Here is a 26,151-nt window from a genome sequence, read left to right on the forward strand (position 1 = left end):
GGGTTGCAGAAAAACGCAGGGCGCATGCAAACGTTTGCTATTGCAGGGGTTGTTGCATTCATACAAGATTAAGATAAAAGAAAGCAGTCTCGTTGATTTTTATTACTATATTCCTATACATCACCGTTATGATGTAGCCATATTAATTTTATCACCAAAAACCTTCTATCTATGAGATCATTCATCGTGATTGCTTCTTTACTGGTTGCAATTTCCTGCAAACGCAGTAATTCGGACCTAACGCCCACTACCCCGCTACCGGGCGAAACATCCACCACTGCTGCTGCAGCAGCTACCCCCAAAGAGATCATCATCTGCGATCAGAAGAACGCACGTATTATTATTGTCGATGTGGCCAATGGCAATGCCATTACCTGGGAATGGAAAGCTACCGCTGCTTATGCCATGATACGGTCCGGAGCACAAGGCTGGTTCTCCAACCTTAGTGAAGCCAAGCTCGTATACAATGGCAAATACATCCTGGCCACCGCTTCCGGCGGCGGAGTGGCACTGATCAATGTAAGTTCCAAAAAAGCCATTTGGTTTGATTATGCCGGAGGCAATACCCATTCGGCCGAACTGCTGCCCAATGGCAATATTGTCACAGCCTCAACAACAGGCGGTTACCTGATGATCTTTACCACCGACTCCTACATCAATGACGAATCGGCACAAACAGCGCCCATCGCTTTTGAAGATGTACACAATGTGGTGTGGGACCACGCCCGGCAACGCCTGTATGCAGCCGGCAAAAACAAGCTGAAAGTATTTACCTACAATGGGAGTTGCAGATCGCCTAAGTTAACCTTGCAAACAACTTATACCATGCCCGAAGGTAATGCCCATGACCTCTTCCCCGTACATGGCAGCACCACCGATCTTTGGCTTACCAATTCGGGGCATATCTATAAGTTCAATGTATCCACAGGCGTTTTTACGCTTGTTAAAACCATCAGTTCAGTAAAAACAGTATCCTCCGGTCCCACAGGTTACCAAACCATCATCGCACAAGCCAATAACACAGGCGGTGAAACCTGGAGAACCAACCAGGTATTAGACATCAATGGCGCAGTAGTGTATAAGAATACTGCGATTGGATTGTACAAAGCCCGGTGGAAGTTGGTGAATACGTTTAGTTATCCGGCAGGAGATAGTTTTCATGAATGTACACATCCTTGAGCACTGGCCGTCACTCCCGCTTAGCCGAAACAGGTTGTGCACCGGCCATTGTCAAGGCCTGCCAGGAATACATTATTACAGGGATTGCGTTTTTGCCCGGTCAGCAAGATGATAATACCCCTGCCGCAACATCATCGGCAGTAAGCAGCAGCGCGACCCATAGAATAAAAACTTTTACTCCCGGCCAGGCAGCTTCGATTTTAAAAACCATTAACTTCCCTTAAAACTGAAAACTTTATTTATGAAAAGAATCCTCCTGTTTTGCATGGCTTCCATGCTATTGGTGGGCGCCACCTCCTTCAGGCCTGCTTCCAAAACCTACAATGTAAAAGTAAAAATGCGCTTACTACCGAATATTTTGAGGTTAGTGCAGGGCCGGGTTATGGGGGTAATGAAGTGATATTGTACATTACCCGCACCGGGCCTGATGCAGGCGTGGGGTATGTGGAGTTTGATGTAGACATTATGTACGATAACATGCCTTCGCGGGTGCAAACGCACCACGTAACGATGGACAATGGGCAAACCTATTTTCAGCAGCCCCGCTGGGCTGCCTGGGTAGTAGGTACTGATGCCGGTCCTGTAGGCGATGTGTACAATGTAGTATATTACTAACGAGGGCTTCCGTAAATAAAAATGGCCGTCTCCATCGGGAGGCGGCCATTTTTTATGAGCTAGCCAGTCTTACTGTTTGATCAGCGTAAACTGTTGTTGTGTACCCTCATTTATGTATTGTACTACATAAGTGCCTTGTGGCAGGCTGCTCACATCAGCCACCATCGATGTTCCGTCCGTACGTATTTGCTTCATCAAGCGGCCATCCATCGTAAAGATGCGGATGCTACCGTTGGCCTTCAGCCCGGTGATCGTGATCAACCGATTCGCAGGATTGGGATAAACGCCCATCGTTTGTTGGCTACTCATCCGCACCCGCCGGATCTCTGAATACGTGAACGCATCATTTTGATCTACCATCTTCAAACGGTAGTAATGCGTTCCTTCCGGCAGGGTAGCATGAGTGTATCCATACTTATGCACACCAGCTGCATTATTCGTGGCTACAATACCCAGGTCTTCAAACTGCGTTCCATTGGTACTGTGCTGTACTACAAAATGCTTGCTGTTGATCTCTCCGTCTGATTTCCAGGCCAGCTCTGCCGATCTGCCTTTGGCCGTTGCTGTAAATTCCAGCAGTCGTACCGGCAGGATAGCTGCCGAACTGGTAACCGAGAAGGGAGAGAAACCAGTAAAGCCCGTTTGCGTGCGGCTGTACCTGTTGGGCGATTCTACCGCGGCCATACCCATCGTACCCAACTGCCAGGAGCTGGTATAATGTGCTGAGCGTGATTGGTCGCGGTCGAAGAGTGGTTGTTCATGCCCTGTAGCCCAGTAAAAGCTAAGTGTGGCATTGCTACCACCAGGGATCTCTTCTTCAATAAACCAGGTACGGTTTACGAAGGAGTTCCTGATCGTATCACCACTGGTTCCGTTTTTCAGTACATAAGGCACTACACCTACCGCAAAATTGTCCGCTACACCTGCATTGGCAATCTTCACAAAATTACTGCTGCCTTCTTCAGTACCCACCGGGAAGATATTCTCTGCTTCATTGTTCACAAGCTTCAGTTTCCCGGTACCATTCGTGATCACAAAGTGGTCTGCATCAAAATTGGTCAGCTTACCTTTCACGATCAGATCATGATTGCCCAATATCAGCTTACCGCCAATCCAGCTGGGTAGCACACCAGGCAAACCTGCTTTCATATCCAGGTTGCCATTGACGGTAATGCTGGTTGTTAGCGGAACGATACTGCTATAGGGCAGGTCTTTCGTATTGTTGAGCAGGTCGAATTCTTCTTCAGTGCCCACAATTTCTGCAAATACCTTTCCTTTCGCGGAGCTGAACAACATCTTCTTACTGGCTACAGTGGTGGCCCCTCCATTGAGATCTACCATCACACTATCCATGGCTGAAATAGCGCCTGTTTCATCCTGTATGATGAACCTTACCCAGGCCGATCCTTTCACTTGTCCTTTGTTCTGGATGGCATACGAGATGGTTACACTATCGCCGGCCCTGAATCCTTGCGGACTGAAGCTAACGGGAGTAAGACCAAAATAAGTCATATCGGTAGCTGGGCCAACAATCATGGCACGGGTAGCCACGTTATTATCCTCTCTTTGTTCTGCCAATATATTGGCAGGATCAGTAACGATCTTCATGATCTTTACACCATTGATCAATGAGGAGTAAGGAATGGTAGCCGCCACCGTTGTATCCTTTCCGGGAAGTATGCCATTGATGGGTACATCATCACCCAATTGAATATCATCTACCAGGAAGCGCAATACATTGGCCTGTGATGCCTTATCCCCTATATTGGTTACAGTACCCACCAACGTTACCTGTTGTCCGGGCGTTGGATTGAGGCTACTGGGCGAAATATGCTGGCTCAATACCTCCAGGTCGGGTTGGCTTTCTACCACTTTAACATAGAATGAACCTATGTTGTTGGTCTCAAGCAACTCGCAGAAGTTGCCGCTGGTATCAGCTTCCACCTGCACCTCATAAATGCCCGCTGTGGCGAATGCATGGGTAAAGCTGCCTATTGCTGCAAACTTTTCGCCTGCTCTAACCAACTCGATCTCCTCTCCGCCAATCCGCTTGCCATTTACCATGTACCGTACTTTAACTCCCATGGCGCTTCGGTAACCAATATTCCTGATGGAGGGGTGGAACTCTTTCGATACACCCGTACGCGCCATCGCAGGATTACCGGGTGATCCAGTCTCATAGGCAAGTTGGTAAGGCTTCAGGTCGGTACCCAATGGCAAAGTGAGCACATTATTGGTGTCAGTTATTTCCGTAATAACATCCTCAATGTCTGCAATCGCTTTTACCTCAAGGGCACATTCCCAATCTTCCCTGGTTACTGTATACAGATCAGAAGTGACTACAATGGATTCTCCTTCAGCAAGAGCAGTTACGGTTTTCCTGCCTCCCATTTCTATGCCTCCGTAAGTAAACCCTACCTTGAACTGCCTGGAACGGCCGCCCCGGTTCATAATCTTCGCGCTGAATGTAATCTTAGAACCATTAACTAGTGTGGAAGCGGATGGAGATAATTCAGTAACAATCAGGTCTGGTTTCGGTATTTCTACCTTATAGATCACCTCATTGTTCAATTCATTTACTTCCTCAACTACATCCTCTACATCCGTCACAATTTTCAGGTAATGTATACCTGGTGTCATATCAGGATCGCTGATCGTGATAGTCTTCGGAAAGCCCTTTTCCAGTTCTGATACTGTTTCTGTACGGATCAGCTTCCAGCTACCATTGGGAATAGAATCCCAGACTTTCAACTTGTGTAAGCCAGCATCTGTACAATAACGATTTTCATCATCAAAAGTGAAGGTTGTAAACTTCGTTTGCCTGAAATTGTTGATCGTAATATCCGGTTTATTGATTTCCGGCGTAAAACTATCACTGGCCGAATCCTCATAGTGAAGCCACCTGCCACCATAGAGCGGCGTGGGAATATCAAAAAACTCATTGTACCAATAGCTTGTCACGGCTTTCAGTGTTACTGGCTCGGGTCCAATAAGGTCCACACTGAGAAAGATATTCTGTTCACTACCTGGTCCTTGTTCTGAGGCTATTCTTTGCTCCTCGATCAGTACTCCATTCTTATAGATCTTGATGACCTCGTTATGGATCCTGTCCCAGCTTCCCCACATGTTGCCGAAAGCCATGGGACGGTGTACCAACTTAACGTGCAACTGGGCCTTTTGCCTACCACGTTCAAACATGGATCTTTAGGGATCTTCATAACCAATCCCCAAAAAGGAGGAGGTGTGCAGGATGTAGTTCCACAAGGCACTGGCTCACTCTTTGTCAATAAGGCGCTGGTAAAGGTAAAGTCAGTTACCCTTACTGTATAGACAAGGTTATTGCCACAGGCCGGAGCGGCAGGCAACAGATAACTGAAATCGCCGTTAGCATTGGTGGTGGTTTTGATCAGCATCGTTCCGGTATTGATCGTCACCTCGGCGCCTGCTACCGCATTGGATGTGCCGGTACCAAAATAAACCGCCTTTCCGGATACCACCACACGTAAGGGACACTGCTGAACCGTGATGCCCGAGGTTACTGTGATGCCACCTGGTAAATTGGGGCTGCCCACCGTAACTGGCCTGATGGCATAGTTGTTCAGGGGATTGATATCACCCAGCGTATTGCTGCTGTCTACCCATACCTTGATGGGGAACCATCCCTCAAAATTGAATTGCAGGTTCTGCGTAACGGTTGTATAGCCATTCGCCGGCACCACCGGCACCTGCACACTGTCTATAGGTGTATTTTCATGGTAGAATTTAACCCACACATTAGTGGCCGCATTCACCGTACTGTTGGAAACCTTTGCTGTTACAATAAATGGTTCGCCAGGAGCAGGATTGTCCTTGCTGAAAGTGATATCATTGGCAAATATCCGCACATCGGGCTGCGTATAAGAAACAAGCGGACCTGTTTTATAAGCTGAGCTCGACGTATTACCACCTGCATCTGATGCAAAGAACTGGTAACCGGCAGTTGACCTGATATTTTCCTGGTTGAAAGTATAGCTGTATACAACGCCCACTGCATAATCAATACTGCTGCCTTCTTTTACCATGGTAAATATACCCTCGTCCAGACCATCGAAACGCTGATCGCCATTCAGGTCAACCCCCACCTTGGGGAACCCATCTTTTGGTGCTTTATTCTCCGCTGATTTATAGATCACCTTATACGTATACAAACCTGGCTGACCCACGGCAGGGTTCACACCCGCATTGCCATTAAAGGGAACAGCTGTTAAGTACTGCATGACCGGTGGCTGAGCAGCGATATATCCTTTGCCACTAACCACCGTAGTTACGGCACCCACATCCGGTGTATTGGTTTCTATCTTCAACTCACCTGTATAATCAGCCACACTGGTTGGCTTGAAGCCTACCTTTAACAACAACTCTCCACGTGCCGGAATTACAGTACCCGCTGTAAAGACAGGTGTAAAGGCCGGGTTGCTAACTGTAACATTGGTCAGTCTAATAGGTAGATCACCCGTATTGCGGATCTTGAAATCGAAATGGCTGGTAGTATTCACCACCACATTTTCAAAATCATGCCCAATAGCCGGGTCAAGTGTCCAGTTGGCTGCCAGTGTGCCTACAAAGAAGGCGCTGTCAAAAGTAATACTCAACCACCTTCCTGGTTCCTGGTACGGATGTACAGGCGATGCCAGGCGTCATTGCTTAAACCCCTGTATTAACGGCCACAGGAATATTGCTGATATCCGTACCCGGTGTAATAGCAATAGCCGTTCCCAAACCGGTGCCCGGATCAGTATCAATAAAATACTCTGCCGCCACTACATTCAATGCTGGTGCTGGTGCAGGCGGATAAGGAATATCCGTTACTACCGTAAACTCACCCACCTGTGTGATACTCCAACGCCCTTCCTCACTTTTCGTACGCAGGTACACCCGGTGTACCCCCAGTGCCAGCCCGTTGGTATTCACATTGGCTGCCATGTTGGCTACCTCTGTACCTGCCGTTATTGCAATACTGGTACCCTGGCCCAGGCCCGGGTCAGTATCAATAAAGTATTCTGCGGCTATTACTTTCAAGGCAGCAGGTGGGGAGCGGGATATTCAAAATCCATGTCCACCGTAAACTCTTTTACGGCGGTAATACTCCAGCTACCTTCCTGGCCCATGGTGCGCAGGTACAGGCGATGCGTACCCACAGTGAGCCCTGTTGTGTTGACACTGGCTGCAATATTGTTCAGGTCAGTACCGGGTGTTACAGCAATGGGGTACCATTGCCAGTACCTGGATCTGTATCAACGAAGTATTCGGCAGCTACCAGGTTTTGCGCTGCTGCCGGAGCCGTAGGATAGGCTAAATCAAAGTCTATTACAAACTCCTTCACTGCTGTAAGGCTCCAGCGCCCTTCTGCACTTCGTGTACGCATATACAAACGGTGCGTTCCATTTGTCAATCCATTTACGTTTACCGTGGCCGGCAGGTTATTGAGGTCTGCACCCGGTGTAAGCGGAATGGCCGTGCCATTGCCCGTACCCGGATCGGTATCAATAAAATATTCTGCCGCTACCACTTGCCCGGGGCAGGAGGTGGTACACTATAAGGAAAGTCCTGGTCGTACAGGAATTCCCTTACCTGTGTAATACTCAGGCTCCTTCTGCATTCCGGGTACGGATAAACAGGTGGTGAACACCGATGCTCAGCCCATTTACATTAACAGCCACATTGGCATTGCTGATATGAATGCCGGGGGTAATGGCAATGGGTATACCCTGGCCAATACCCGGATCGGTGTCTATAAAATATTCCGCCGCTGTAATGTTCAGGGGAGGCGCCGGCGGCGGTGGGTATGCCGGGTCCTGAGCATAAGCCAGTAGGCCAAAGGCACATAAAAAAGTGTATATAAATATTTTTCATTGCTGATTGTTTAGGCTGTCCGGTCAAAAACACCCAAATGGCTTAGGCCTTTACAGGCTTCCGGCCTTGGGGGTGTTCTTATCAGCAGGCAGTAACCAGGGTGGGATGTTATGCTTGCGCCATCAGCAGGTTTAATTATTGTTACGCGTACTGAAAGTAATATTCATAGTAGGAGTTCCCGAAGGAATTGAAGTAGGTGCTGTAAAAGTATAGATAGTGGGGATGCCGGGGATACCCGAAAGCCTATAGGGATCAGTTCCGCCAAAAGCGCCACAGTCAGGATTTTGTACTGCGCCTACAGAAAGGCCGACTCCACTGGCAGGTGATCCCGCCTTAAGCTGGAGCTTTCCATCATAACTACCTGTTCCTACAAATACATCGGCCATGTTTTGGCTGGTTTTGTTACCAGTGGCCGTTTGAGGTAATGCCTGGGCAGTTTCAAACACGTTATTCTTGATCGTGCAATTGGTGAGCGATTGGCTACCACTGAGGGTTGCTACAATATTGTTAACGTAGTAAGTGTTGACCAAGGTAACAAAACAACCTATGCCGATGAAGGTATTGTTCCTTACTATATTATTGCTACCGGTAAGCACGGGCAGGTTAAGAAAATTAAGATAATAACCGGCAAAAATGGTGTTCTCGCATGTAAAATTGCTTACAGTAATACCAGCATCAGTATTCAGGCTAGTACTGTAAAAAATGCATTTGCGGATGGTCAGATCAGTAATGGGACCGGTTTTAAGCATCACTGTTTGGGTAAATAATACTCGCTCGAAGGTAATATTACTGGCGTGGACATATATGGACGTAGCGGTAAAGCCCATAAACTTGCTCATGGCTGCACTTGCTGCAACAGCGAAATTATCTACAGTTGCACCCGTGGTGGTGACCTGTAAGCCTGCATTACCGGGGTAGTAGTATTGGCCGGGTTGAGGAAATAACCTGGTCCTATAACTACCAGGCGTTTTGAGATAGTTACACCTCCTGTTGCATAGTTGGTTGCACTGGGCTCTAAATAAAGGGTGTCTCCGGCCAAGACGTTCGGGTCATTGACAGCTGCAAGGAAGGTGGTAAAATTGGCTACCACTCCAACATTGTTGTTGATTCGCCAAACCTTGGCTTGTGTTGTTGCACTAATTCCTGTTGCAAGAAGCAATAAAGACAAATATTTCATATTTAAAATTTAGGCCGTAAAAGTATCCAGCGCCCGGCCCTTGGCCTATCCCCGAAAAACAGGAGATTTGCAGTCTGTCTAAAAATCATTGAAAAGAGGGAGTCCGGTGATGAACAACCAGTTGTTAATTTGCGGATTGTCCATTTTGTTTTATTTTCCTATATGCGTAAAGCACCCATTATAATAATAGTATTGCTGATGACCGTTTTTCCTGTCCTGGCCCAGGGCAGCAAGGTAGACAGCTTGTTGAGGCAACTGTCTCGCACTGAAGCAGATACCGCTAAAGTGTGGTTGCTGTGCGCCATTGCAGAAACCTATGAAAGCAATGCACCTGAAACAGCTAAATATTATTTAAGACAAGCGGGCGCCCTGAGCCGCCAATTAAAATTTAAAACAGGTGAGTATAAATACCTAAACCTGTATGGCAATACATTCCTTATTCAGGGCAACTACGACTCCTCCCTCTTTTACCAGCAAAGTGCCTTGACGCTGGCCCAACAAATGAATGACTCGCTGAAGATGGGTATTTCCTTATTTAATATCGGTATCAATTACCGTGAGCGTGCCAGTTATGAGAAAGCCATTGAATATTGCCTTCTGGGGCGCAGGATCATTGACAGGTTGGGCAACGATCGTATTGAGATGCAGGTGGATGATGCCTTACAGTTACTGTATTATGGCCGTGCCCAATACGACGAAGCCATTACCTATGGTGAAAAGGCAGTATCCCTGGCACGGAAACTACACATGAAGGAACTATTGGGCAATTACCTGATCAATTTATCATTGAGTTACCAGAGTAAAAACCAGTTTAAAAAACAATGCTGGCATTGGAAGAAGCCTTGCAAATTGGAGAGAACCTGCACGACCTGCGCATCCTGGCCGTGGTACAACAAAACCTGGCCGGCGCTGCCCTGAAGCAACGCAATTTTCCACTTACCCGTAAGTATGCGGCTGAGAGCCTGGCCCTCTATCGCCAATTGGGTTCTACGGATGGAGAAACCACCTCCTTGCGTAGCCTGGCCACCTGTTACCTCCAGGAAGGCAAACTGACTATTGCCAAAGAATATGCCCACCAGGCATTGGCCCTTAGCCGCACCTGGCATTACAAAGTAGAAGAAGTATCCATTTACAGAATTCTGATGGCCATTGCCTATGCCGAAAAGAATTATGCCAATGGCCTGCAATATGAAGACACCATGGTAAACAGACTGGAAGGCATGGTAAAAGAGGTGATCTCCCAACAATCGGCCGACCTGGAAAAGAAATATGAGACAGGGAAAAAGAGAGCCGCATCAAACAACTGGAGGCTGAAAAAATAGTACAGAACCTTCGCCTACGCCAAAAGAATATCATCAACTATATCCTCATTGGTGGCGCCGTAACTTTGTCTTTAATAGCCTTGCTTTCCTGGCGCAACTATCGCCAAAAGCAGGCATTGCAACAAAAACGCATCAACGAATTGCAAACCGAAAAACAACTGGCCGCTACAGAGGCCGTGTTGAAAGGAGAAGAACGGGAGCGCACCCGCCTGGCCAAAGACCTCCATGATGGCCTGGGCGGCATGTTATCCGGCATTAAATATTCATTCAACAATATGAAAGGCAGCCTGTTGATGACAGCCCACAACCTGCAGGCCTTTGATCGAAGCATTGCTATGTTGGATAGCTCCATCAATGAAATGAGGCGCATAGCCCATAACCTGATGCCCGAAGCCCTCGTAAAATTTGATTGGATACTGCCCTAAGGGACTTTTGCCATGATATCAATCAGGCGGGCAGTATTAAACTGCAATACCAATCCAATAACCTCCAACATGCGGCCATTGAATCCAATACCGCCATCTCCGTGTACCGCATCGTTCAGGAGTTGATCAATAATATACTGAAACATGCGGGAGCAACTACAGCCCTGGTGCAGGTCAATAAAGACGACGCTGGAATTGCCATCACAGTGGAAGATGATGGAAAAGGGTTTGATACTGCCTTTTTGCACCGGTCAAAAGGTATGGGCTGGAGTAATATCCATAGCCGCGTAGATTACCTGAATGGTACCATGGACATTGAGTCAACGCCGCATAAAGGCACTTCCGTATTAATTGAATTCCCTGTTTAAATGACCATCAAAGTATTTATAGTCGACGATCATTTCATGGTAGTAGAAGGCATCCGCTCCCTGCTGCAGCATGAAACCAGCATGGAACTGATCGGCCATGCCATGTCCACCGAATCCTGCCTTTCTTTTCTGCAGCAAAAGCTACCCGATGTGATCCTGATGGACATTAACCTGGCCGATAAAAGCGGTATTGATCTGTGTGCCGAAGTGAAAAAGAAGTATCCCGGCATCTTCATCCTGGGATTGAGCACCTTCAACCAGCAAAGCTTCATTCGTAAAATGATCGACAATGGCGCCAGCGGTTACGTATTAAAGAATGTAACACGCGAGGAACTTGTGGAAGCCATTACTACTATCGTGAAAGGCAAACTATACCTCAGCCATGAGGTAGCCCGCTCTCTCCGAGCTTCCGAAGAACCCGGATTGCCTGTATTGACCCGCCGGGAAAAAGAAGTATTGCAATTAATTGCCGAAGGTATGACCAATAACGAGGTGGCTGTAAAACTATTCATTAGTAGTACCACGGTCGATACACACCGCAAAAGCCTGCTTAGCAAACTGAATGCAAAGAATACCGCATCACTCGTTCGCATTGCCACCCAATTACAACTCATCTGATATTGTAATCAAACCCAGGCCGCCCAATATGCTCATCCAATGAGCTTATACCCTATACCACGAATATTCATGATGCGTACTTCCGGATCGTGGCGAAAGTGCTTGCGCAGGCGGGTGATAAAAACGTCGAGGCTACGGCCCGTAAAAATCATCATTGCCCCAGATATGAAGGAGGATGGATTTGCGGTCGATCACCTGGTTTTTATTGAGCAGTAAAAGTTTGATCAGTTCCGCTTCGCGTGCAGTGAGGGCCACGGTCGCTTGCTGGTGCCTAAGTGTGGCCTGTTGGTAATGGAACGAATAAGCAGCTCCAATGGCCACGGGCGCATCGGGGCTGGCCATTTCGGCAAATAAAGTACGGCTTTTGCTCGTGAGGGCTTTGATGCGCACCACCAGTTCTTCCATACTGAAAGGTTTTTTGAGGTAATCGTTGCCACCACTCTCAAAGCCAGTCACCACATCCTGGGGCAATGATTTGGAAGTAAGGAATATCACGGGCGTGTCCATATCCGTAGCCCTGATCTGCCGGGCGAGGGAAAATCCATCGGCATCGGGCAACATCACATCCAGGATGAGGATATCGGGCCGATAGGCATAATAAGCCTCCAGCGCAGCGGTAGCAGTAGGGTGGTGCACAACCTCAAAACCACGGCTTTCGAGACTTTCCTTCACGATCTCGGCCAGGTTGAGCTCATCTTCAACAAATAATATGGATAGGCGTTTGGCTGTCATACCTGCAATCCTAATTTAAAAGTACTGCCTTTGCCGGGCCGGCTTTCGGCCTGGCACCAGCCTCCGTGTTTTTCCATGATATGCTTTACGTAATTCAGCCCCAGCCCATGGCCTTTTACTTTGTGCACGTTGCCGGAAGGCACGCGGTAAAACTTGTCAAAGATATAGGGCAGGTCACTCGCCGCAATGCCAATACCATCATCTTTTACGGAGATGATATAGTAATGTTTTTCGCGGTAGCACTGTATGTTGATGGTTACGCTGGAGCCTGAATATTTCACGGCATTGTCTATTAGGTTATTAAGCACATTGTAGAGGTGCTGTTTATCGGCCATTGGCAAATTGGTTCCTGCCTGGTTGGCATATTGAAAGTTAATGTGCTTATCGCCAGGCAAAGGGTATTTGCTGATCAGGTCTTCAATGAGCTCATCGATAGCAATGCTTTCGGGTTTGAGCTCGAAATCCTGTTGTTCGTAACGGGCTATATTCAATATTTTATTCACCATATCGGCCAGGCGCTGTAATTCAGTACGGGATATCTGTAGGTAGCGTTTGGTCCTTTGGGCATTTTGGAGCGCACCGAAATCTGCCATGGCCTCCACTGCAGCAGCCACCGTAGCGATAGGTGTTTTTAACTCATGGGAGATATTGGAGATAAAATCGTTTTTAATAGCTGATAGTTTCTTCACCCGTCTGATAACGCGCAGGAGGTACCAGAAGGCCAATGCAACAATGAGCAGCAATACACCGGAAGCTATGAGCGTACCAGTCATCTTGCCCAAAAGGAAATGAGTAGGTATTTGAAACATGGCGCGTACGTAACCATCACCTTTTAAGGTTGACCAGGTAGGAAATGATTTGGTGATAACCGGATACTGTTTAAGCAGGCTGTCGGGAAACCGGGTACGGTTGAGCGTACTGTCTTCATCACGCATGTAAAATATAAAGGGTTCCTCTATACCTTTTTCAGCAAGGAATTGATGGTAAATAGGTCGTAGCCGCAGGGTGTCGAACTTATAGAGGTCTACCAATATCGTAACTATCCTTCCCATACTTTGTGTACGAAAGAAAATAATGCGTTTTTCCAGGTCTTCCGTACGATAGGTAGCTGCAAACTTGCGGGCCACCAGTTGTTTTATGCTATCATTCGTAGCCAATATAGGGCCATTGATATGCCTGGAAGAGAAACTATACTTGTCGCTGGTATCTTTTTTACTAGCGACAAAATACACATAGGTTTTAAACTTATCGCTCCACCGGCTGGTAATACTTATTTGTGCGGTATCCATCAAGGTCTTGTAGATATTGCCTTCCACGGTATCACAACGGCGCTTGAATTCGGTTTTGATAGCATCCTCAAAAGCCAGGTTCACTTCTTGATTAAATCGCTCCTGGTTGACCTGGTAGTAGTTCCCGATCCATATAGACTGCAATATGATCACCCCACAAACGGCGGCAACGCATACGAAAAATACGAGGCGGGTGTTTCTGTTCATGCTGTTTCAAATGTAGGAAGGGGCTTTGAAGGTTCCCGGTTTCCTTAACATAAATTAACAAAGACTAACAGAGGGACTAACCTGGTTAGTGGAAAAGGTTTGACAGCTTTGCTAAAAACATACAATATGCGTATCAAACTCACCCTCCTGTTAATTATTCTTTGTTCATTGGCCCAGGCCCAGCCTGCCTTAAAAGTGGGCGACCTGATACCAGATATGGTGATCCGGAACCTGGTTAATGCGCCAGTAAAGGAACTGGAAGCACGCATGTATACCACCAAATTTACAGTCCTGAACTTTTGGGGCACCTGGTGCGCCCCCTGCCTGCCCGAAATGGATAACCTGGCGATGTTACAGAAAAAAACATTGCGCGGATACAAGTGATAGCTATTTCCAATGAACCGGTAGACAGGCTGAAAAAATACCTGCAGCGCAAGCCCTCCAGCCTTTGGCTCGCTTCCGATACCAGTGGCTGGCTGTACGGGCAGTTTGGATTTAATTATGTAGGACAATCGGCCATACTCGATCCCCAACACCGGGTGGTAGCCTTGGTACGTACAGACTCAATAAACCAGGTGATGATCGACAAACTGGCCCGGAAAGAGTTGATCCATTCTTCGGCCGAAACGGGTAATAAACTGGATTATGAGGCCGATCTGTTTGCCGTAGACAGCGCCCTGGGTTTCCAGGTCACCCTAAGCGGTTACCGGCCAGGGGTGGGCAGCATGTCAAAAAACTACCTGAAGTCGGCTTTTGCCGGAAGGCGGCGTACTTACATCAATGTGTGCCTCTCAAATTTTCTGATGGATATTTTTAAGGTAAGCTATAAGCAGGTGGTGTATGACATACCAGAAAAAGTGTGTGCGAATACAGCAATAAGAATACACTTTATTGCCTTGATCTGTTGGTAAAACCCGAACAGAAAGACAGTTTGTATATTATCATGCAGGAGTACCTGAACAAGTTGTTACCGGTAAAGTTCAGACTGGAGAAGCGGGAAATGCCCGTATATGTATTGCGGCGCCTGCCTGAGGGTGCGGCCTGGCAGGAGTCTAAAGCCACTTCCAGTGAATTTAGTTTTAGCGGGCGTGGGTTCAATGGAACTGCCATTGCTATGAAGCCCTTTACTGATTATATAGCGAATGAACTCCAATTGCCCGTAGTAGATGAAACGGGGCTAACCGGGAAATATGATATTATTACCGAAAACGTGATGCGCACTACAGAAGAATTAAAAACTGCATTAAAAAGGCCGGACTGTTCGTTGAAAAACAACCCGGCCCATGGATGCGGTAGTAATCTATAGATAGTTGATTATTTCTTTACAATCTCTACGCGCCTGTTCTTTGCCTTGCCTTCTTCGGTATCATTGGCTGCAATGGGAGCCAGGGAAGCAATGCCCTGCGGGGTAACCTGTGTTTTGTTGACGCTGTATTTGGTGGTGAGCTCCGTTACCACTGCAGTGGCCCTGTCCTTTGACAAAGTAGTATTGCTGGTAAGATCACCGGTATTATCGGTATGTCCTACCACATATACATTCACGGAAGGATTGGCTTTGAGGAAGGGTCAACCTTATAGTTAGGCATCATATTAAACAGGAAATGTCCATTTTCGGAGGGTGTGCTTTGGGCCAGGAGGGAAACAGCAAAAAGTAAGGAAAAGAAAGACAGGATGGTCTGCTTTTTCATGACTAGGTTTTTTGCAAAAAAATAGTGTTTGGATCATCTGTCGCAAGCATACCTATTGTGTTACAAATGACCCGGCAAAAATAGCACGGCCATTCCTTATTGGCAACCGTATTTTAGGGCCAACTTGTCTTTTTCCCTCTTTTGGAATAGGTGACGGAATTAGTCAGATATGGTATGCTGCCAGTTTTTGGGGGTGATGCCTTCGGATTTTTTGAAGGCCCGGATAAAGTAGTTCACGTCAGTAAAGCCACACTGCAGGCTTACACTGGTAACGGTATTCTTTTTATCAGCCAGTAGCTGACAGGCTAGCCGGATGCGTTCGCGGGTAATGTATTCGAGGGGGTAATGCCAAATTGTTCCTTAAACCATTTGAAGAACATGTTGCGGCTGAGGTAGGCCTTCCGGCTCAGGTCATCAATAGCTATTTTTCAAGCAGGTGCTCCTGAATGTAGTGAAGCACATATTGCATGCGGTTATTGTTGGTACTATCAACACATTCAAGATTGGCTCTTGTAAGTCGTTGGCTCTGCATGAGCCTGATGAACAATTCCTTCAGGCTAAGATCGGCAAAGATGTTTTTGGTTTTTCGCTGCTGCAGCAGATTCGGATGAGCTTGTTAATGATCATAGATATCTCGTGATCATTGGTAAAATGGTATTGGTTGAACTGAAGTGTCCATTCATTTCGTTCATGCTTATCGCTATTATAATACTCATTGAGGTAATGGAGTATCTCGTTCACGTAGGAGTTATCTACAGTGAGGGCGATGCATTGGGTAGGAGTAGTCAATTGGGCTTCAGGGAAATCAATGACCATGCGTTTATTGGCTGGCACCATCGCGGTTTCTCCAGGCATATATTCAAAAGCAGGATCATCCAATAGGTTAACGATCTTTTACCGCGTACCATACTACTAATAACCAGGTCATTGAAACGGAGGGGTACCCGGTACGACTGCTGGTAGGTTTCAAAAACGTTGAACTCGCAATTTTGGAGATTGAACACGCGCCGCTTTTCAACCAGGGTATCCAGTTTCTCGGGAGGGGTGAGCTCAACCTGGTGCAGGTAGTTTTTACGGGCATGGCAAATAATTTTGGCTTTCTGAATTTAATTTTCTTCTCGCATACACAACAACAAAGGGTACAATTATGCTACAAATAAGTACTAAAATGCACCTCTTTGAATCAAAAATTACGAAAATTAGCTTAGTTATTCAAGTGTAAAATAGCCTCAATCAATAAAATACTTCAGCAGCTGTGGTTGATTTGCCGGGTGAAGAGCTGTGGTAAGGAAAACACAATGACAAGTTTAGAATGGAAAAGCAAGCAGGAGCAATAAACATTTTTAGGCAGGTTTCGAGGCGATTTTTGAGCGGCCCTCGGGCCGCTCTTTTTGTACCACTAAGATGCCAGGATTATTTTTCTTAAAGGTAACCTGCACCTCTCCCTCACCAGTATTAAGAGCTAGATTAATTTATATCAACACGATTGGTGAGGTTGTAGGAGATGGACAGGAAGAAGGAGGGTTTAAATACTTTTTCCGTCACATCGGCAATGGTGATCTTGGCGGGAGCATACTTACTTCCATCCTTGAATTCGGGTGATTTCAATCTTTCCACGCGTAAGTAACTTACCCCCAGGCTGCCAATTATCTTTTGTCGTTTACCCAATATTACTGAGCCACCGGCATATAAGCTAAAGTTTACATCACTCACCGACTGGAACCCTGCACCCACCCCGCACATCAGTCCCAGGGCATAGTCCTTTCCGGTGCGTGGATAAAAATGCATCATGGCGCCTACACCAGGGCTAATGGAATTGTTATTGTCGCGTTTTTCAAGCGTTACAGAGTCGGTGCCAGCATTTTCTTTCAAATAATAGGTTTCGTCTTTGGCATTACTGCCGAAGGATACTACAGGGCCCACACTGAAATCGGCCTTCCAGCCTCCTTTGGCAGGGATGTCGAATTTAAAGTTAACAGGGTTTTTATGAGCGCCCACCGTTTTCGTATAGGTGGGTGTAATGGTTACTGCATAAGAAACAAAATCACCATCCATTTGCACCGGTGGGGCTACCGCCAGGAAGTTCTTTTTATTACGCAGTTCATCATTCAGGAAATTAACCTCATCCAACAGTCCCAGTAATCCTTCTTCATCAATTAACTCATCGGCTTTTTCAATTTCTTTCACGGCATTATTAATTTTCTTTTTCTGATCGGCTGTTGCGTTTGCTTCTTCTGCTTTGGCGGCAGCATCCTGGTACAAAGCTTCCACATCATGGTATATTTTTTTGAGCTCAAAATACTTGGTTTTGATATCTACTGTGGGGATTTGTGCAGCAGCCGCATCGGTTTTTGTCTGGATATCGGCAAAAGGAAGGTCCATTTGTGCAATAGAAATAAATTCATTCCTTACTTTCCTTAGATCAAAAATATATCCTGCCATGGCTATCGACTTATCGAGGTACTTTAGGCATTTTTCGACCACTTCATCCAGGCTTTTCTGGAAATTTTCAGCTGCTTCATTTTGTTCTGTTGTATTACCTACGGCTGCTTTGGCTTGGGGTGATCCAGCTATTTTTTGCATGGCAGGCACCTGTTCAGAGATCTTCCCTACGGCCTCATCAGCATTTTTACTATTTACAGTATTGGCCAGTTCAGTAGGATTGAGGCGAAACAGGGTTTGTAGCTCGGTAGGGATGGGGGTTTGCAATTCAAATACCTTGCCCTGCATTTCTACCTTATACAGGAACTTGTTGATATTGGTTATTTCGAAAATGGTGAACTCATTTGTTCTTACAGGTTTGGCAATAATGGTTTCGGATATGCTTTTGGTGAAGTCTTTCCAATCGAGGGTTCTCCTTGCGGGCTGTGCCAGAGCAGTGAAAGAAACTGCCAGGCTTATGCCTACAGTAATGATGCGGCTATTCATAATATTAATTTTATGGGTGCTTATTGAGGCCTTAATGCTTTGAGGAAGGGTATACTGGGTGTAAAAAATACTCACCTCCGTTCATCGTTACAAATTGTTTGAAGTCTTTCTTAATAGTCAGTTCGAGACTACCATATTCCAAGGGAAATTGGTAATTAAATATTGCAGGGATCTCCCTTGCTTCTGCCCGATAATGGGATCAATGCCCGAATTGGGCGCATTAGGAACAGGGTTCGGGAAATCAGGATCATTGGCCATGGGGCCCTGTATACATTCAAACTGGTGTACAATGCTTTTTTGATAGCTCATGAACAGCAAGCCCACTTCTTTTTCGGGGAAGATCTCCTGACAAGGGGCTATAGGGTCTTGCTTTTCCCGGGCGCCATAAGGAATACCACGCCTGGCCATAACAGGAGGAGGATTATCAGGAGTTAAGGTTTTATTCCTGGGATTGGTTTTTCGTATATGGGCAAAATAAGGGCAACGGCTCTGGGCATTGGGCTGGTCATAATTGAAATTATTGTAATTACCTGCTCCAATGACACCCTCATCATCCGTAAGTACTACGGGCGATCCATCTTCAAAACGGCCCACCAGGTAAGCGCCTCCTAATTCGCCCAGTTCGAGTGCTTCTTCTGCTTTTTTGAAGCCTCTAACATTTTGCTCCAGCTTCCTGAACACAAAGTAGCTGCCCCACGCACCAGGGGTGTTATTGTAAGGATCCTGTACAAGTACTATTTCAGGATCGGCAGTTGGATCAAACTTAGGTTTGGAGGGATGTTTAGCAGGGGCTGCCGGATCTACGTTGTGAAATTTCATGTATTCATCTACTTCATCTTTTAGGAAGAGAGGCTGGCTGATACCATCCACATAGCCAAAATGTTCTATCCCGTCGCCATTCTCATTGCGAAGTGCCTTACCCGATTCTACGGCTATAACGGTGGCAAAGTCTTTTGACAGGTTAACGATCTCCCTTGCAGCCTGCTCCATTCTGGCGGGATCATGATCAGCAAGGAGTATCATGGCGTGAATGTCTTTCTGAAAGCCAGGTTCCCAGGTTTTTGGATCGGGATCGTTGGTTTTAGCAAGCCTGTTTTTCATCCCCCACAGAAAGGCTTCGTCGGTCAAATGCTGTTCAAGGTCTTTAAACTGCAAATACTTATAGCCGCTTGCCGTAAGAAAGAAACTGGTAAAAAGGCTACCAGGCATCCCATTCCTTTTGTACAGTTCCCTTTCCCTGAGCTGTTTCTTGAAACTGGTTACTTTGGGGGCCAGGTAAATTCTAATCCACGCACGAACAGCTTCCAACTGCTCCTCTTTCTCCTTCTCAAAATGAAGAAAAATATGGGTGGAATTGGCCCGGCCATGTCCCTTCAATATATTTCCCTGGGTATTGGACAAGAAGGGATCCAATGAGAAATCCATGGGATCAATCAGTTGCATAATGTTCTTATTTTGATGAATACTGGTATGCTATATCCTTGTACAAAGATCAAGTGCTTAGCCAATCTCATCAAGGGTATAAGAACCGTTTTGACAGGGGTAATAACACCTGTGGTGAAAAGGGGGAAAGAACGGGGAGGCAAGCTGCGAGCTACGAGCTACGAGTCGAAAATAAGAATGCGTAAGCTGGTGAGGCTTACGCATGATTGTTAAAGATTCAAAATATACTGTACCGCTTATGGATAAAGCAAGTATTTTTCCGCATTTAATAATGCGCAATTTGCACTGGGCTTTATTGGCAGCCAACCTTCGCCATTGAGCATTTGAGCAAACTCGCCAATGGCAAGGCCATTTGTAATAGGCATTTTAAACTTTCCAATGCCAGAATGAAGATGGTCTTCGGCAAGCCTGGCTTGACGCTAATTAATACTTAGCGGGTTCACCGGGCTTGGGCAATGATTTGCGAATGAATTCACGAATATGCTCATTGCTGGAAGCCAGGTCTTCTTTACGGAGATACATCATGTGGCCGCTGCGGTAGCCCTCAAAGGTAAGGCGACCTTTCAACTTACCACTGGGGTCCATTTGCCACATATCGTATTTGGCATTGAAATAATCACAGGCTCCATCATAATAACCTGATTGTACCAATACATGGAGATAAGGATTTTGGGCCATGGCCTGACGCAGGTTTTCACCGGTTTGATCGCCACTACGGTCCCAGGGATGTACGGGTCCAAACATATTGTAACGCAGGTCAGTTTTATAATTCAGGTCATTGCGCAGGTACATATTGATGGGCGGCGTAAAGGAATGCAGCCAGGAAGTTAGTTCGGCATTGAAATCGGGGCCAGTACCGGCATCCTGCCTGTCAATACCTTTGTAGCGGGAATCAAGCCTGCCTACAGTAAATCCTTTTTCACGTAGTAATTCCTTCCAGAAGAAGTTGGTAGGCACATCCAGGTTGTGCTGCAGGATCACTTTTTCGGATAAGCCTGAATAACGGGCCATCCGGCCGGCTATTTCTTTTCTTTTGGCTTCGGGCAGGTAACCTCCTTTGGTAATGGCAGGAATAAGTTCGTTCACCGTAAAGTCTTCCACCTCGGGCAACATAGCAGTCAGGTCTTTCTGTTGCAGATCGGCAGGAAGCATTTTATGGTACCAGGCGGTAGCTGCAAAATAAGGCAGGCGTAAAGCGGCTTCTACAGGCCCGTCCCTTTCGATACCCAATTCGGTAGGCGATACCAGCACCACGCCATTGAGGTACATCCACTGAGCATTTTGTAATTCCAATGCCAGGCCAGATACACGGGTAGTACCATAGCTTTCACCGATGAGGTATTTGGGAGAAGCCCAGCGGTTTTGACGGGTAACGAAAGTACCGATCCATTCAGCCAGGTATTTGATATCGGCCCGTACGCCAAAAAAATTTACTGCCGGGTACATCCTTATTAATGGGTCTTGAAAAGCCCGTATTAACAGGGTCTACATAAACAATATCAGCTACATCCAGGATGGAGTAAGGATTCTCTTTGAGACCATAAGGCTGAACGGGATAACCTTCATCATCAATATTCAATAAAGCGGGTCCGGTATAAGCAATGTGCATCCAAACAGAAGCGGAACCAGGACCACCATTGAAGGAGATCACGAGCGGCCGGGGAGCTTTGTCTTTAATATCCGTCCTTTCATAATAAGTATAGAACACGCCCGCAATGGGTTTTCCTTCCTCATCCCATACAGGCAGGGTACCGGCGATGGCTTTGTAGGGTACACGCTGGCCTTTAATGGTCACCTCATGATTGGTAACCACCGAAGCATCGGGATCGATCAGGGATTTGGAAGGAGGTTTACTTTCTTCCTTTACGGCTGGCACCGCAGTACCAGCAGCAGCCGGGGCCGTTGAGGGCCACCTGGTCTTTGCTGGGCAAAGGAAGAGGCCGCAAGGGATAAGAGTAAAAGGGATAGTTGTAATTTTCTCATTGTGAATTTAGTTAGGAGCTAAAAATAGTATGGGGTTGGATTATTAATTACTAATTATTGATTACTGGTTCATATTTGTTAAGAACCGGACAATTTGCTATTTGGATCGTTGGCAATCGCCGGGTGTTTGACCCAGGGCCAGTGTGCATCACCTTATTTCATACTTCACAGCATTGGTAATACCCTTCCAGCTATCCGTACGAAAGGGAACAGCCGGGAAACCTTCTTTATTATACAGGTTGGCTTCGGGCATATCATCGGCCCAGGCATAGCGAACAGCTACGGGAGCGGTTACCTTATCGCTGTAAACAATCAATTTATCGCCATTTACCTGCACCTGTGCAAAATGGAATTGCTGGTCGGCGCCTGCTATTTCAAATCCTTTGATATAGCCATATTTGTCCTTCACCTGGAAGCCTGTGCTGTTATGGGTAAATGATAATTCGATCTTATTGCCCTGGATCTTCATAGCCTGGTACAAAGGACCGCTCCATTCTGTATTTTTTGATACAGGTCATGCAGGGCAATAGCCGCCAGGCGCTTGCCCACATCCTGCTTATTGCGGGGGTGAATGTCTTTGGATTCTCCTATATCAATGGTTACGGCCATACCCGTAGCAGGCAGGGATAAGGTATTGGTTTGGGCTTCGCGCAATTCGGCCCAGGTACTTCCTTTTTGTGTATTGCCATCGGCCGCACTGAAACTGGCGAGTTGTACAAAATAAAAAGGGAAATCGCCCTGGTTCCAACGTTTCCGCCAATCATTGATCATGAGGGGAAAGACTTGCGGTATTGGTAAGCACGGCCTGCATTGGACTCACCCTGGTACCAGATAGCCCCTGGATAGCATAAGGAATGAGGGGATTGATCATGCTGTTGAACAATAAAGTAGGATAGCTATTAGGCCCGATGGCATCGGATACACGGATGGCTTCGACCCTGAACAACCAGTCGCCCGCCAATGACAGGGAAGTGTTATCAATGGTAAGCTTCATTTCGGCAGGCTCGCCATGGATGCCGCCACCGCCAGTGTTATCTGTTACCCTTACTGCAATTACATTTTTGCCAGGCTTTAATATACCTGCGGGAATGGTATACCGGCGTAAGGCATCCCATTGTGATAAGCTGCCCACTTTAGTACCATTGACCCAGGTTTCATCAATATCATCTACTTTGGCCAATTCGAGGAGGGCTGCTTTTCCTGCCTGTTCATTGAAAGGGTAATGGTTTTACGCAACCAAGCTATGCCATCCAGGTCTTCAAAACCCTGGTATTCCCAATTGCCAGGAAGTTTCATGTGGGCCCAGTTGGCATCGTTGAAATCGGGTAATTTCCAATTGGCAGTTTCGATATTACCTGTAATAGGGCCTTGTTGGGCTTCAATCTTTTGAATAAGTTGCTGGGTGCGTTGTTTCATAGCAGCTTCCAGGTTGGCAACGGGCATATTGCCAAACAGTGTTTTGAATTCTTCGCTGTTTTCAAAGGCTTCTTTACTGGCCCAGGTTTCTACCATGGTACCACCCCAGGAGGTATTAATGAGGCCAATGGGCACCTTCAATTGCTGATAAAGGTCGCGGGCAAAAAAGTAACCCACGGCTGTAAAATCGGCTACCGTTTGCGGGCTGCATACCTTCCAATCGCCGCCGGTGAGGTCTTTCAGTGGAGAAGTTGCTATTGTATTGGGTACTTTGATATGGCGTATTTCCGGGAAATTGGCATTATTGATCTCCTGGTCTTTGTTGTTGCTGTTATTAACAGTCCATTCCATATTCGACTGTCCTGAGCAGATCCACACCTCTCCTACCAGTATATTATTGATAGTAAGGGTGTTCTTTCCTTTTACAGTGAGTTGCCAGGGGCCACCCGCCTGCTCGGGATCGAGGGTCAGTTTCCACTGTCCGCTTTTATCGGCTTTGATGGTTTTAACCTGTTGATTAAACTGTACGGTGACCTTTTCATTGGCGGCAGCCCAGCCCCAGATGGGTAGCTGTTTATTGCGCTGGAGTACCATATTATCACCAAAGATCCTGGGAAGGGTAATATTGGCATAAGTTAATTGTGCCAGGGTAAGGATGGCAAGAAATAGAAGGTTTCTTTTCATATTCAAGTTTGGCTGGTTGAGTGATTGCTTGATTGAGTGTTAAAAATACAGAATACAGGAGACAGAATCCAGAATACAGAATTTAGAATATAGAAGACAATTTTTGGCGAGGCTCGGAGGGCGGGTGTGAGGCAGGTTTGGGATGGGTGGTTAGCAGGTACTATACGGCTGATGCTGGGGTAGTCTCCTCCTCAGATCCTCGTCAGGTCCTCGTCAGCTCCTCTACAGGTCCTCGTCAGCTCATGTTAAATATAGATAAATTATATTCGTAATTAACTGATACAATAAGAATGCCGGCAACAAGACAGCCGAAAGATGGCTGTTTGTGCCGGCATCCAGGTTTTTCACTAATGACCTTGACCCGTTTTATTTAGTTACCACATCAAATTTTCTGAAGATGGCCTTTACGCTGCTTTGTATTTCCTTCTGTGTCAGGTTTCTGCTGTTCACCTCGTCGGTGGTCCACCCCTGCCAGACCGTATGATCCGTTTTAGCATCTACCATGGTTACGGTAAGGGTACCTTCACGTACCGTCACTGCATTATCATCATATCCTAAAAAGTAGATGGATAATAGATCGTTCCGTAACGACGCAGGTACGGGTTGTAAAATATCCTGCTGTAGGGGCGGGAATAAATGGGATTGGATGTTTCCCGGGTATTTTTTTCTACCAGGATATCATAGCTGATCAGTACATCAGGCCTTGATTTATCTTCTTTCCAACCCTGTTTTGCCAGTTCCTTATTCACCGATTGTTGTACGTGTTTGTCGATCAGGTCGTTCTTACGGCCTTTATTTTCTTTGGGTGTTTCTTTATTGTCTTTGTCCTTAGGTTCACTATTGACCCATGCAAAGGTTTTGTACTGCGTAAAATCAGCCGCCTCGTCTTTTTCCACATGGGCCGGAGTTGCGCAACCTACCAGCAAGAGCACAGGCACTGCGAGGGCTATTGCGTTTATCTTCCACTTATTCATGTCACATTGCTTTTAGTTGATACACTTGTTATCATTATTATTAACGCTAAAAGCTGCTTCACCGTCAATAAAATTTTGTGAAAGATTGGTTAGGAAAAAGTTAAGGTCGCAACCGGCAATAGGAGAAGGATATACCATACTACTATTACCTGGCCATTACCCCTGGAGAAGCCTGCTATATTGGTCGGAGGGGAGTCTCTATAGCTCCTCTATAATAGCTCTATAGCAGCTCTATAGTAGCTCTATAGTTTTGGGCAAAAAAAAGCCCCGGCGAACCGGGGCCGTATAGCCATGAGAACTCTGGTGGCAGCCTTTTTGCCCTCGAACTGCTACACCAGTTAATTATTCAAGTACCAGCGTTTCGGTTATTTCCCGCAAATTACCGGCGGCATTGAGGTATTTATAATTCAGTTCAAAGGTCTTGGTAGCCGGATCATAAGTACAGGGGCCATTGTTTTGCAAGGAAGGGAAAGAAGGACCTCCGGCACTGGGCAGCACCGTCACCTGGTGGGTAGTGGGATTCACTTCCAGGTACATCCAGGCACTGGCGCCCAGATCAGCCACTTCTGCTTCCACGGTGTTAAGATCAATGGTGTACAGGTATTTGCTGCCTTCAATATCAAACAGGCCTGTTACAGGCGCCCCATTGGTGGGCCCGCCAAAGGCAGTCCGTAACCCTGATGCTGTATATGTGCCTTCATAATCGTTTTTCACTTTTACCTCAACCAGCACGCTTTTGTATATAGGACTGATCTCTCCCTGGCTTACCTGGGCTATGGACAATCCAATAGCGTAAGCGCCGCCGGTTATGGCCGAAGGTTTGATCCTGATACGCACATTGGCTTTGCGGGTGGCTGGCGAGATCACCAGGTCGGCAGATACCAGGTTAAAAGAGCCTGCAGGGGAATGTCAAATTCACCACCAGGATGTGCTGCGTTATAATTATCAACAACAGCCTTATCCAAAGCAACCTTCACCTGCACATCGGAATTAAACTCCGACCGGAAAATTTGCAGCTCAGTCAGGTCGGTTTCAATAAACTGGTCCTTATAATCCAGGGCCAGCGTATTGACCTCATTTTTGGCATCTGTAAACTCGGTTATGATCCGCTTGGTATTGTCGTCAAAATCAATCTTATATTTTTCCTTGATACAGGAGGTACCGGGTAATAAGAGCAGAAAGCTATAGAGAATGGTTATTTTTTTCATCTT

The 26,151-nt window shown here is 46.5% G+C and carries 38 protein-coding genes; 11 read left to right on the forward strand and 27 right to left on the reverse strand.

The genetic code is table 11. The features are described from left to right. Positions 1-171 precede the first annotated feature (171 nt). Positions 172-1,179, forward strand: a complete 1,008-nt coding sequence (locus RS881_RS50135; RefSeq protein WP_315817678.1) for a DUF6528 family protein — start codon at positions 172-174, stop codon at positions 1,177-1,179. A 261-nt stretch (positions 1,180-1,440) separates the two neighbouring features. Continuing rightward, positions 1,441-1,794 (forward strand): hypothetical protein, encoded by a 354-nt coding sequence (locus RS881_RS50140; protein ID WP_315817679.1) that lies wholly within the window; start codon positions 1,441-1,443, stop codon positions 1,792-1,794. A gap of 69 nt (positions 1,795-1,863) precedes the next feature. On the opposite strand, the gene RS881_RS50145 is transcribed toward RS881_RS50140, so the two are convergent. From RS881_RS50145 to RS881_RS50165, 5 genes are read right to left on the reverse strand one after another with little or no spacing between them, the layout of a single operon-like run. Next, positions 1,864-4,935 carry a CARDB domain-containing protein gene (locus RS881_RS50145; RefSeq protein ID WP_315817680.1) on the reverse strand — a complete coding sequence of 1,024 codons (3,072 nt, stop codon included), beginning with the start codon at positions 4,933-4,935 and terminating at the stop codon, positions 1,864-1,866. Then, entirely contained in the window at positions 4,857-6,425 is a 1,569-nt protein-coding gene (locus RS881_RS50150; RefSeq protein WP_315817681.1) for a CARDB domain-containing protein, read from the reverse strand. Before RS881_RS50150 ends, RS881_RS50145 begins: the two co-directional genes overlap by 79 nt. 52 nt (positions 6,426-6,477) lie before the next feature. Next, a complete protein-coding gene (locus RS881_RS50155) occupies positions 6,478-6,852 on the reverse strand; it encodes a hypothetical protein (protein ID WP_315817682.1) in 375 nt (124 codons plus the stop codon). Then, positions 6,849-6,971, reverse strand: coding sequence for a hypothetical protein (locus RS881_RS50160; RefSeq protein ID WP_315817683.1), 123 nt, complete (start codon positions 6,969-6,971; stop codon positions 6,849-6,851). The genes RS881_RS50155 and RS881_RS50160 overlap by 4 nt, the downstream gene beginning before the upstream one ends. Positions 6,972-7,027: 56 nt before the next feature. Then, on the reverse strand, positions 7,028-7,342 hold the full coding sequence (locus tag RS881_RS50165) for a hypothetical protein (protein ID WP_315817684.1): 315 nt from the start codon (positions 7,340-7,342) through the stop codon (positions 7,028-7,030). 109 nt (positions 7,343-7,451) lie between these two features. On the opposite strand from RS881_RS50165, the gene RS881_RS50170 reads away from it, so the two are divergent. Further along, complete coding sequence (locus tag RS881_RS50170; RefSeq protein WP_315817685.1) at positions 7,452-7,646, forward strand: hypothetical protein; 195 nt, start codon at positions 7,452-7,454, stop codon at positions 7,644-7,646. A gap of 171 nt (positions 7,647-7,817) precedes the next feature. Here RS881_RS50170 and RS881_RS50175 read toward each other — a convergent pair whose 3' ends face one another. Both RS881_RS50175 and RS881_RS50180 read right to left on the reverse strand, forming a co-directional pair. Then, on the reverse strand, positions 7,818-8,525 hold the full coding sequence (locus tag RS881_RS50175) for a hypothetical protein (RefSeq protein ID WP_315817686.1): 708 nt from the start codon (positions 8,523-8,525) through the stop codon (positions 7,818-7,820). A 29-nt stretch (positions 8,526-8,554) separates the two neighbouring features. Next, on the reverse strand, positions 8,555-8,776 hold the full coding sequence (locus tag RS881_RS50180; protein WP_315817687.1) for a hypothetical protein: 222 nt from the start codon (positions 8,774-8,776) through the stop codon (positions 8,555-8,557). Between the two features lie 249 nt (positions 8,777-9,025). On the opposite strand from RS881_RS50180, the gene RS881_RS50185 reads away from it, so the two are divergent. From RS881_RS50185 to RS881_RS50205, 5 genes are all read left to right on the forward strand, one after another. Continuing rightward, positions 9,026-9,781, forward strand: coding sequence for a tetratricopeptide repeat protein (locus RS881_RS50185; RefSeq protein ID WP_315817688.1), 756 nt, complete (start codon positions 9,026-9,028; stop codon positions 9,779-9,781). Then, positions 9,685-10,185, forward strand: a complete 501-nt coding sequence (locus RS881_RS50190; RefSeq protein ID WP_315817689.1) for a tetratricopeptide repeat protein — start codon at positions 9,685-9,687, stop codon at positions 10,183-10,185. Before RS881_RS50185 ends, RS881_RS50190 begins: the two co-directional genes overlap by 97 nt. A gap of 65 nt (positions 10,186-10,250) precedes the next feature. Beyond that, a complete protein-coding gene (locus RS881_RS50195) occupies positions 10,251-10,610 on the forward strand; it encodes a histidine kinase (RefSeq protein WP_315817690.1) in 360 nt (119 codons plus the stop codon). Continuing rightward, the gene (locus tag RS881_RS50200; protein ID WP_315817691.1) at positions 10,595-10,978 is read left to right on the forward strand and encodes a sensor histidine kinase; all 384 of its coding nucleotides are present in this window, start codon (positions 10,595-10,597) and stop codon (positions 10,976-10,978) included. Before RS881_RS50195 ends, RS881_RS50200 begins: the two co-directional genes overlap by 16 nt. Beyond that, positions 10,979-11,596: a response regulator gene (locus RS881_RS50205; protein ID WP_315817692.1), complete on the forward strand. Its 618-nt coding sequence runs from the start codon at positions 10,979-10,981 to the stop codon at positions 11,594-11,596. 32 nt (positions 11,597-11,628) lie between these two features. Here the strand turns inward: RS881_RS50205 and RS881_RS61080 are convergent, their stop codons facing one another. Genes RS881_RS61080 through RS881_RS50215 form a run of 3 tightly spaced genes read right to left on the reverse strand, consistent with a single transcriptional unit; the run spans position 11,629 to position 13,824 of the window. Then, positions 11,629-11,751, reverse strand: coding sequence for a winged helix-turn-helix domain-containing protein (locus tag RS881_RS61080; protein ID WP_350340039.1), 123 nt, complete (start codon positions 11,749-11,751; stop codon positions 11,629-11,631). Next, entirely contained in the window at positions 11,729-12,328 is a 600-nt protein-coding gene (locus tag RS881_RS50210) for a response regulator transcription factor (RefSeq protein ID WP_315817693.1), read from the reverse strand. The genes RS881_RS61080 and RS881_RS50210 overlap by 23 nt, the downstream gene beginning before the upstream one ends. Continuing rightward, positions 12,325-13,824 (reverse strand): sensor histidine kinase, encoded by a 1,500-nt coding sequence (locus RS881_RS50215; protein WP_315817694.1) that lies wholly within the window; start codon positions 13,822-13,824, stop codon positions 12,325-12,327. Before RS881_RS50215 ends, RS881_RS50210 begins: the two co-directional genes overlap by 4 nt. A 126-nt stretch (positions 13,825-13,950) precedes the next feature. On the opposite strand from RS881_RS50215, the gene RS881_RS50220 reads away from it, so the two are divergent. The 3 genes from RS881_RS50220 to RS881_RS50230 are packed head-to-tail and all read left to right on the forward strand — an operon-like array spanning position 13,951 to position 15,130. Further along, positions 13,951-14,208, forward strand: a complete 258-nt coding sequence (locus RS881_RS50220; protein ID WP_315817695.1) for a redoxin family protein — start codon at positions 13,951-13,953, stop codon at positions 14,206-14,208. Further along, positions 14,205-14,735 (forward strand): hypothetical protein, encoded by a 531-nt coding sequence (locus tag RS881_RS50225; RefSeq protein WP_315817696.1) that lies wholly within the window; start codon positions 14,205-14,207, stop codon positions 14,733-14,735. The genes RS881_RS50220 and RS881_RS50225 overlap by 4 nt, the downstream gene beginning before the upstream one ends. Then, complete coding sequence (locus RS881_RS50230) at positions 14,729-15,130, forward strand: DUF3738 domain-containing protein (protein WP_315817697.1); 402 nt, start codon at positions 14,729-14,731, stop codon at positions 15,128-15,130. The genes RS881_RS50225 and RS881_RS50230 overlap by 7 nt, the downstream gene beginning before the upstream one ends. A gap of 8 nt (positions 15,131-15,138) precedes the next feature. Here the strand turns inward: RS881_RS50230 and RS881_RS50235 are convergent, their stop codons facing one another. From RS881_RS50235 to RS881_RS50310, 17 genes are all read right to left on the reverse strand, one after another. Beyond that, positions 15,139-15,366 carry an OmpA family protein gene (locus RS881_RS50235; protein ID WP_315817698.1) on the reverse strand — a complete coding sequence of 76 codons (228 nt, stop codon included), beginning with the start codon at positions 15,364-15,366 and terminating at the stop codon, positions 15,139-15,141. Then, positions 15,363-15,512 carry a hypothetical protein gene (locus RS881_RS50240; RefSeq protein WP_315817699.1) on the reverse strand — a complete coding sequence of 50 codons (150 nt, stop codon included), beginning with the start codon at positions 15,510-15,512 and terminating at the stop codon, positions 15,363-15,365. The genes RS881_RS50235 and RS881_RS50240 overlap by 4 nt, the downstream gene beginning before the upstream one ends. 159 nt (positions 15,513-15,671) lie before the next feature. After that, positions 15,672-15,866, reverse strand: coding sequence for a helix-turn-helix domain-containing protein (locus RS881_RS61085; protein WP_350340341.1), 195 nt, complete (start codon positions 15,864-15,866; stop codon positions 15,672-15,674). Positions 15,867-16,064: 198 nt separating this feature from the next. Then, positions 16,065-16,391, reverse strand: coding sequence for an AraC family transcriptional regulator N-terminal domain-containing protein (locus RS881_RS50245; RefSeq protein WP_315817700.1), 327 nt, complete (start codon positions 16,389-16,391; stop codon positions 16,065-16,067). A 588-nt stretch (positions 16,392-16,979) separates the two neighbouring features. Further along, a complete protein-coding gene (locus RS881_RS50250) occupies positions 16,980-18,440 on the reverse strand; it encodes a hypothetical protein (protein ID WP_315817701.1) in 1,461 nt (486 codons plus the stop codon). A gap of 117 nt (positions 18,441-18,557) precedes the next feature. Continuing rightward, positions 18,558-19,883 carry a Dyp-type peroxidase gene (locus RS881_RS50255; protein WP_315817702.1) on the reverse strand — a complete coding sequence of 442 codons (1,326 nt, stop codon included), beginning with the start codon at positions 19,881-19,883 and terminating at the stop codon, positions 18,558-18,560. 236 nt (positions 19,884-20,119) lie between these two features. Then, positions 20,120-20,248 carry a hypothetical protein gene (locus tag RS881_RS50260; RefSeq protein WP_315817703.1) on the reverse strand — a complete coding sequence of 43 codons (129 nt, stop codon included), beginning with the start codon at positions 20,246-20,248 and terminating at the stop codon, positions 20,120-20,122. Positions 20,249-20,306: 58 nt separating this feature from the next. Beyond that, the gene (locus RS881_RS50265) at positions 20,307-21,329 is read right to left on the reverse strand and encodes a S10 family peptidase (protein WP_315817704.1); all 1,023 of its coding nucleotides are present in this window, start codon (positions 21,327-21,329) and stop codon (positions 20,307-20,309) included. Beyond that, entirely contained in the window at positions 21,274-21,759 is a 486-nt protein-coding gene (locus RS881_RS50270) for a S10 family serine carboxypeptidase-like protein (protein WP_315817705.1), read from the reverse strand. The genes RS881_RS50265 and RS881_RS50270 overlap by 56 nt, the downstream gene beginning before the upstream one ends. Before the next feature lie 255 nt (positions 21,760-22,014). Then, positions 22,015-22,347 (reverse strand): hypothetical protein, encoded by a 333-nt coding sequence (locus RS881_RS50275; protein WP_315817706.1) that lies wholly within the window; start codon positions 22,345-22,347, stop codon positions 22,015-22,017. Continuing rightward, complete coding sequence (locus tag RS881_RS50280) at positions 22,332-22,637, reverse strand: hypothetical protein (RefSeq protein ID WP_315817707.1); 306 nt, start codon at positions 22,635-22,637, stop codon at positions 22,332-22,334. The genes RS881_RS50275 and RS881_RS50280 overlap by 16 nt, the downstream gene beginning before the upstream one ends. Further along, positions 22,627-23,046: a hypothetical protein gene (locus RS881_RS50285; RefSeq protein ID WP_315817708.1), complete on the reverse strand. Its 420-nt coding sequence runs from the start codon at positions 23,044-23,046 to the stop codon at positions 22,627-22,629. Before RS881_RS50285 ends, RS881_RS50280 begins: the two co-directional genes overlap by 11 nt. Continuing rightward, complete coding sequence (locus RS881_RS50290; protein ID WP_315817709.1) at positions 23,034-23,966, reverse strand: sialate O-acetylesterase; 933 nt, start codon at positions 23,964-23,966, stop codon at positions 23,034-23,036. The genes RS881_RS50285 and RS881_RS50290 overlap by 13 nt, the downstream gene beginning before the upstream one ends. A 366-nt stretch (positions 23,967-24,332) precedes the next feature. Then, positions 24,333-24,503 carry a DUF4136 domain-containing protein gene (locus RS881_RS50295; protein WP_315817710.1) on the reverse strand — a complete coding sequence of 57 codons (171 nt, stop codon included), beginning with the start codon at positions 24,501-24,503 and terminating at the stop codon, positions 24,333-24,335. A 17-nt stretch (positions 24,504-24,520) separates the two neighbouring features. Further along, the gene (locus RS881_RS50300; RefSeq protein ID WP_315817711.1) at positions 24,521-24,940 is read right to left on the reverse strand and encodes a DUF4136 domain-containing protein; all 420 of its coding nucleotides are present in this window, start codon (positions 24,938-24,940) and stop codon (positions 24,521-24,523) included. 342 nt (positions 24,941-25,282) lie between these two features. Next, positions 25,283-25,807 carry a BT_3044 domain-containing protein gene (locus tag RS881_RS50305; RefSeq protein WP_315817712.1) on the reverse strand — a complete coding sequence of 175 codons (525 nt, stop codon included), beginning with the start codon at positions 25,805-25,807 and terminating at the stop codon, positions 25,283-25,285. Next, positions 25,804-26,148 (reverse strand): hypothetical protein, encoded by a 345-nt coding sequence (locus RS881_RS50310; RefSeq protein WP_315817713.1) that lies wholly within the window; start codon positions 26,146-26,148, stop codon positions 25,804-25,806. Before RS881_RS50310 ends, RS881_RS50305 begins: the two co-directional genes overlap by 4 nt. Positions 26,149-26,151 lie beyond the last annotated feature (3 nt).

It is taken from the genome of Paraflavitalea speifideaquila, from assembly GCF_032395985.1.
In the GTDB taxonomy this organism is placed as follows: domain Bacteria; phylum Bacteroidota; class Bacteroidia; order Chitinophagales; family Chitinophagaceae; genus Paraflavitalea; species Paraflavitalea speifideaquila.

Bases quoted from the DNA above. Each gene is read 5' to 3' on its own strand.
- RS881_RS50145 (WP_315817680.1), bottom strand. From the start codon at position 4,935: ATGGCTTTCGGCAACATGTGGGGAAGCTGGGACAGGATCCATAACGAG.
- RS881_RS50190 (WP_315817689.1), top strand. From the start codon at position 9,685: ATGCTGGCATTGGAAGAAGCCTTGCAAATTGGAGAGAACCTGCACGAC.
- RS881_RS61080 (WP_350340039.1), bottom strand. From the start codon at position 11,751: ATGATGATTTTTACGGGCCGTAGCCTCGACGTTTTTATCACCCGCCTG.
- RS881_RS50265 (WP_315817704.1), bottom strand. From the start codon at position 21,329: ATGTACCCGGCAGTAAATTTTTTTGGCGTACGGGCCGATATCAAATAC.
- RS881_RS50135 (WP_315817678.1), top strand. From the start codon at position 172: ATGAGATCATTCATCGTGATTGCTTCTTTACTGGTTGCAATTTCCTGC.
- RS881_RS50290 (WP_315817709.1), bottom strand. From the start codon at position 23,966: ATGAAAAGAAACCTTCTATTTCTTGCCATCCTTACCCTGGCACAATTA.
- RS881_RS50240 (WP_315817699.1), bottom strand. From the start codon at position 15,512: ATGAAAAAGCAGACCATCCTGTCTTTCTTTTCCTTACTTTTTGCTGTT.
- RS881_RS50220 (WP_315817695.1), top strand. From the start codon at position 13,951: ATGCGTATCAAACTCACCCTCCTGTTAATTATTCTTTGTTCATTGGCC.
- RS881_RS50300 (WP_315817711.1), bottom strand. From the start codon at position 24,940: ATGAATAAGTGGAAGATAAACGCAATAGCCCTCGCAGTGCCTGTGCTC.
- RS881_RS50215 (WP_315817694.1), bottom strand. From the start codon at position 13,824: ATGAACAGAAACACCCGCCTCGTATTTTTCGTATGCGTTGCCGCCGTT.
- RS881_RS50185 (WP_315817688.1), top strand. From the start codon at position 9,026: ATGCGTAAAGCACCCATTATAATAATAGTATTGCTGATGACCGTTTTT.
- RS881_RS50175 (WP_315817686.1), bottom strand. From the start codon at position 8,525: ATGAGCAAGTTTATGGGCTTTACCGCTACGTCCATATATGTCCACGCC.
- RS881_RS50260 (WP_315817703.1), bottom strand. From the start codon at position 20,248: ATGCCTATTACAAATGGCCTTGCCATTGGCGAGTTTGCTCAAATGCTC.
- RS881_RS50310 (WP_315817713.1), bottom strand. From the start codon at position 26,148: ATGAAAAAAATAACCATTCTCTATAGCTTTCTGCTCTTATTACCCGGT.
- RS881_RS50205 (WP_315817692.1), top strand. From the start codon at position 10,979: ATGACCATCAAAGTATTTATAGTCGACGATCATTTCATGGTAGTAGAA.
- RS881_RS50280 (WP_315817707.1), bottom strand. From the start codon at position 22,637: ATGATCAATGATTGGCGGAAACGTTGGAACCAGGGCGATTTCCCTTTT.
- RS881_RS50255 (WP_315817702.1), bottom strand. From the start codon at position 19,883: ATGCAACTGATTGATCCCATGGATTTCTCATTGGATCCCTTCTTGTCC.
- RS881_RS50250 (WP_315817701.1), bottom strand. From the start codon at position 18,440: ATGAATAGCCGCATCATTACTGTAGGCATAAGCCTGGCAGTTTCTTTC.
- RS881_RS50210 (WP_315817693.1), bottom strand. From the start codon at position 12,328: ATGACAGCCAAACGCCTATCCATATTATTTGTTGAAGATGAGCTCAAC.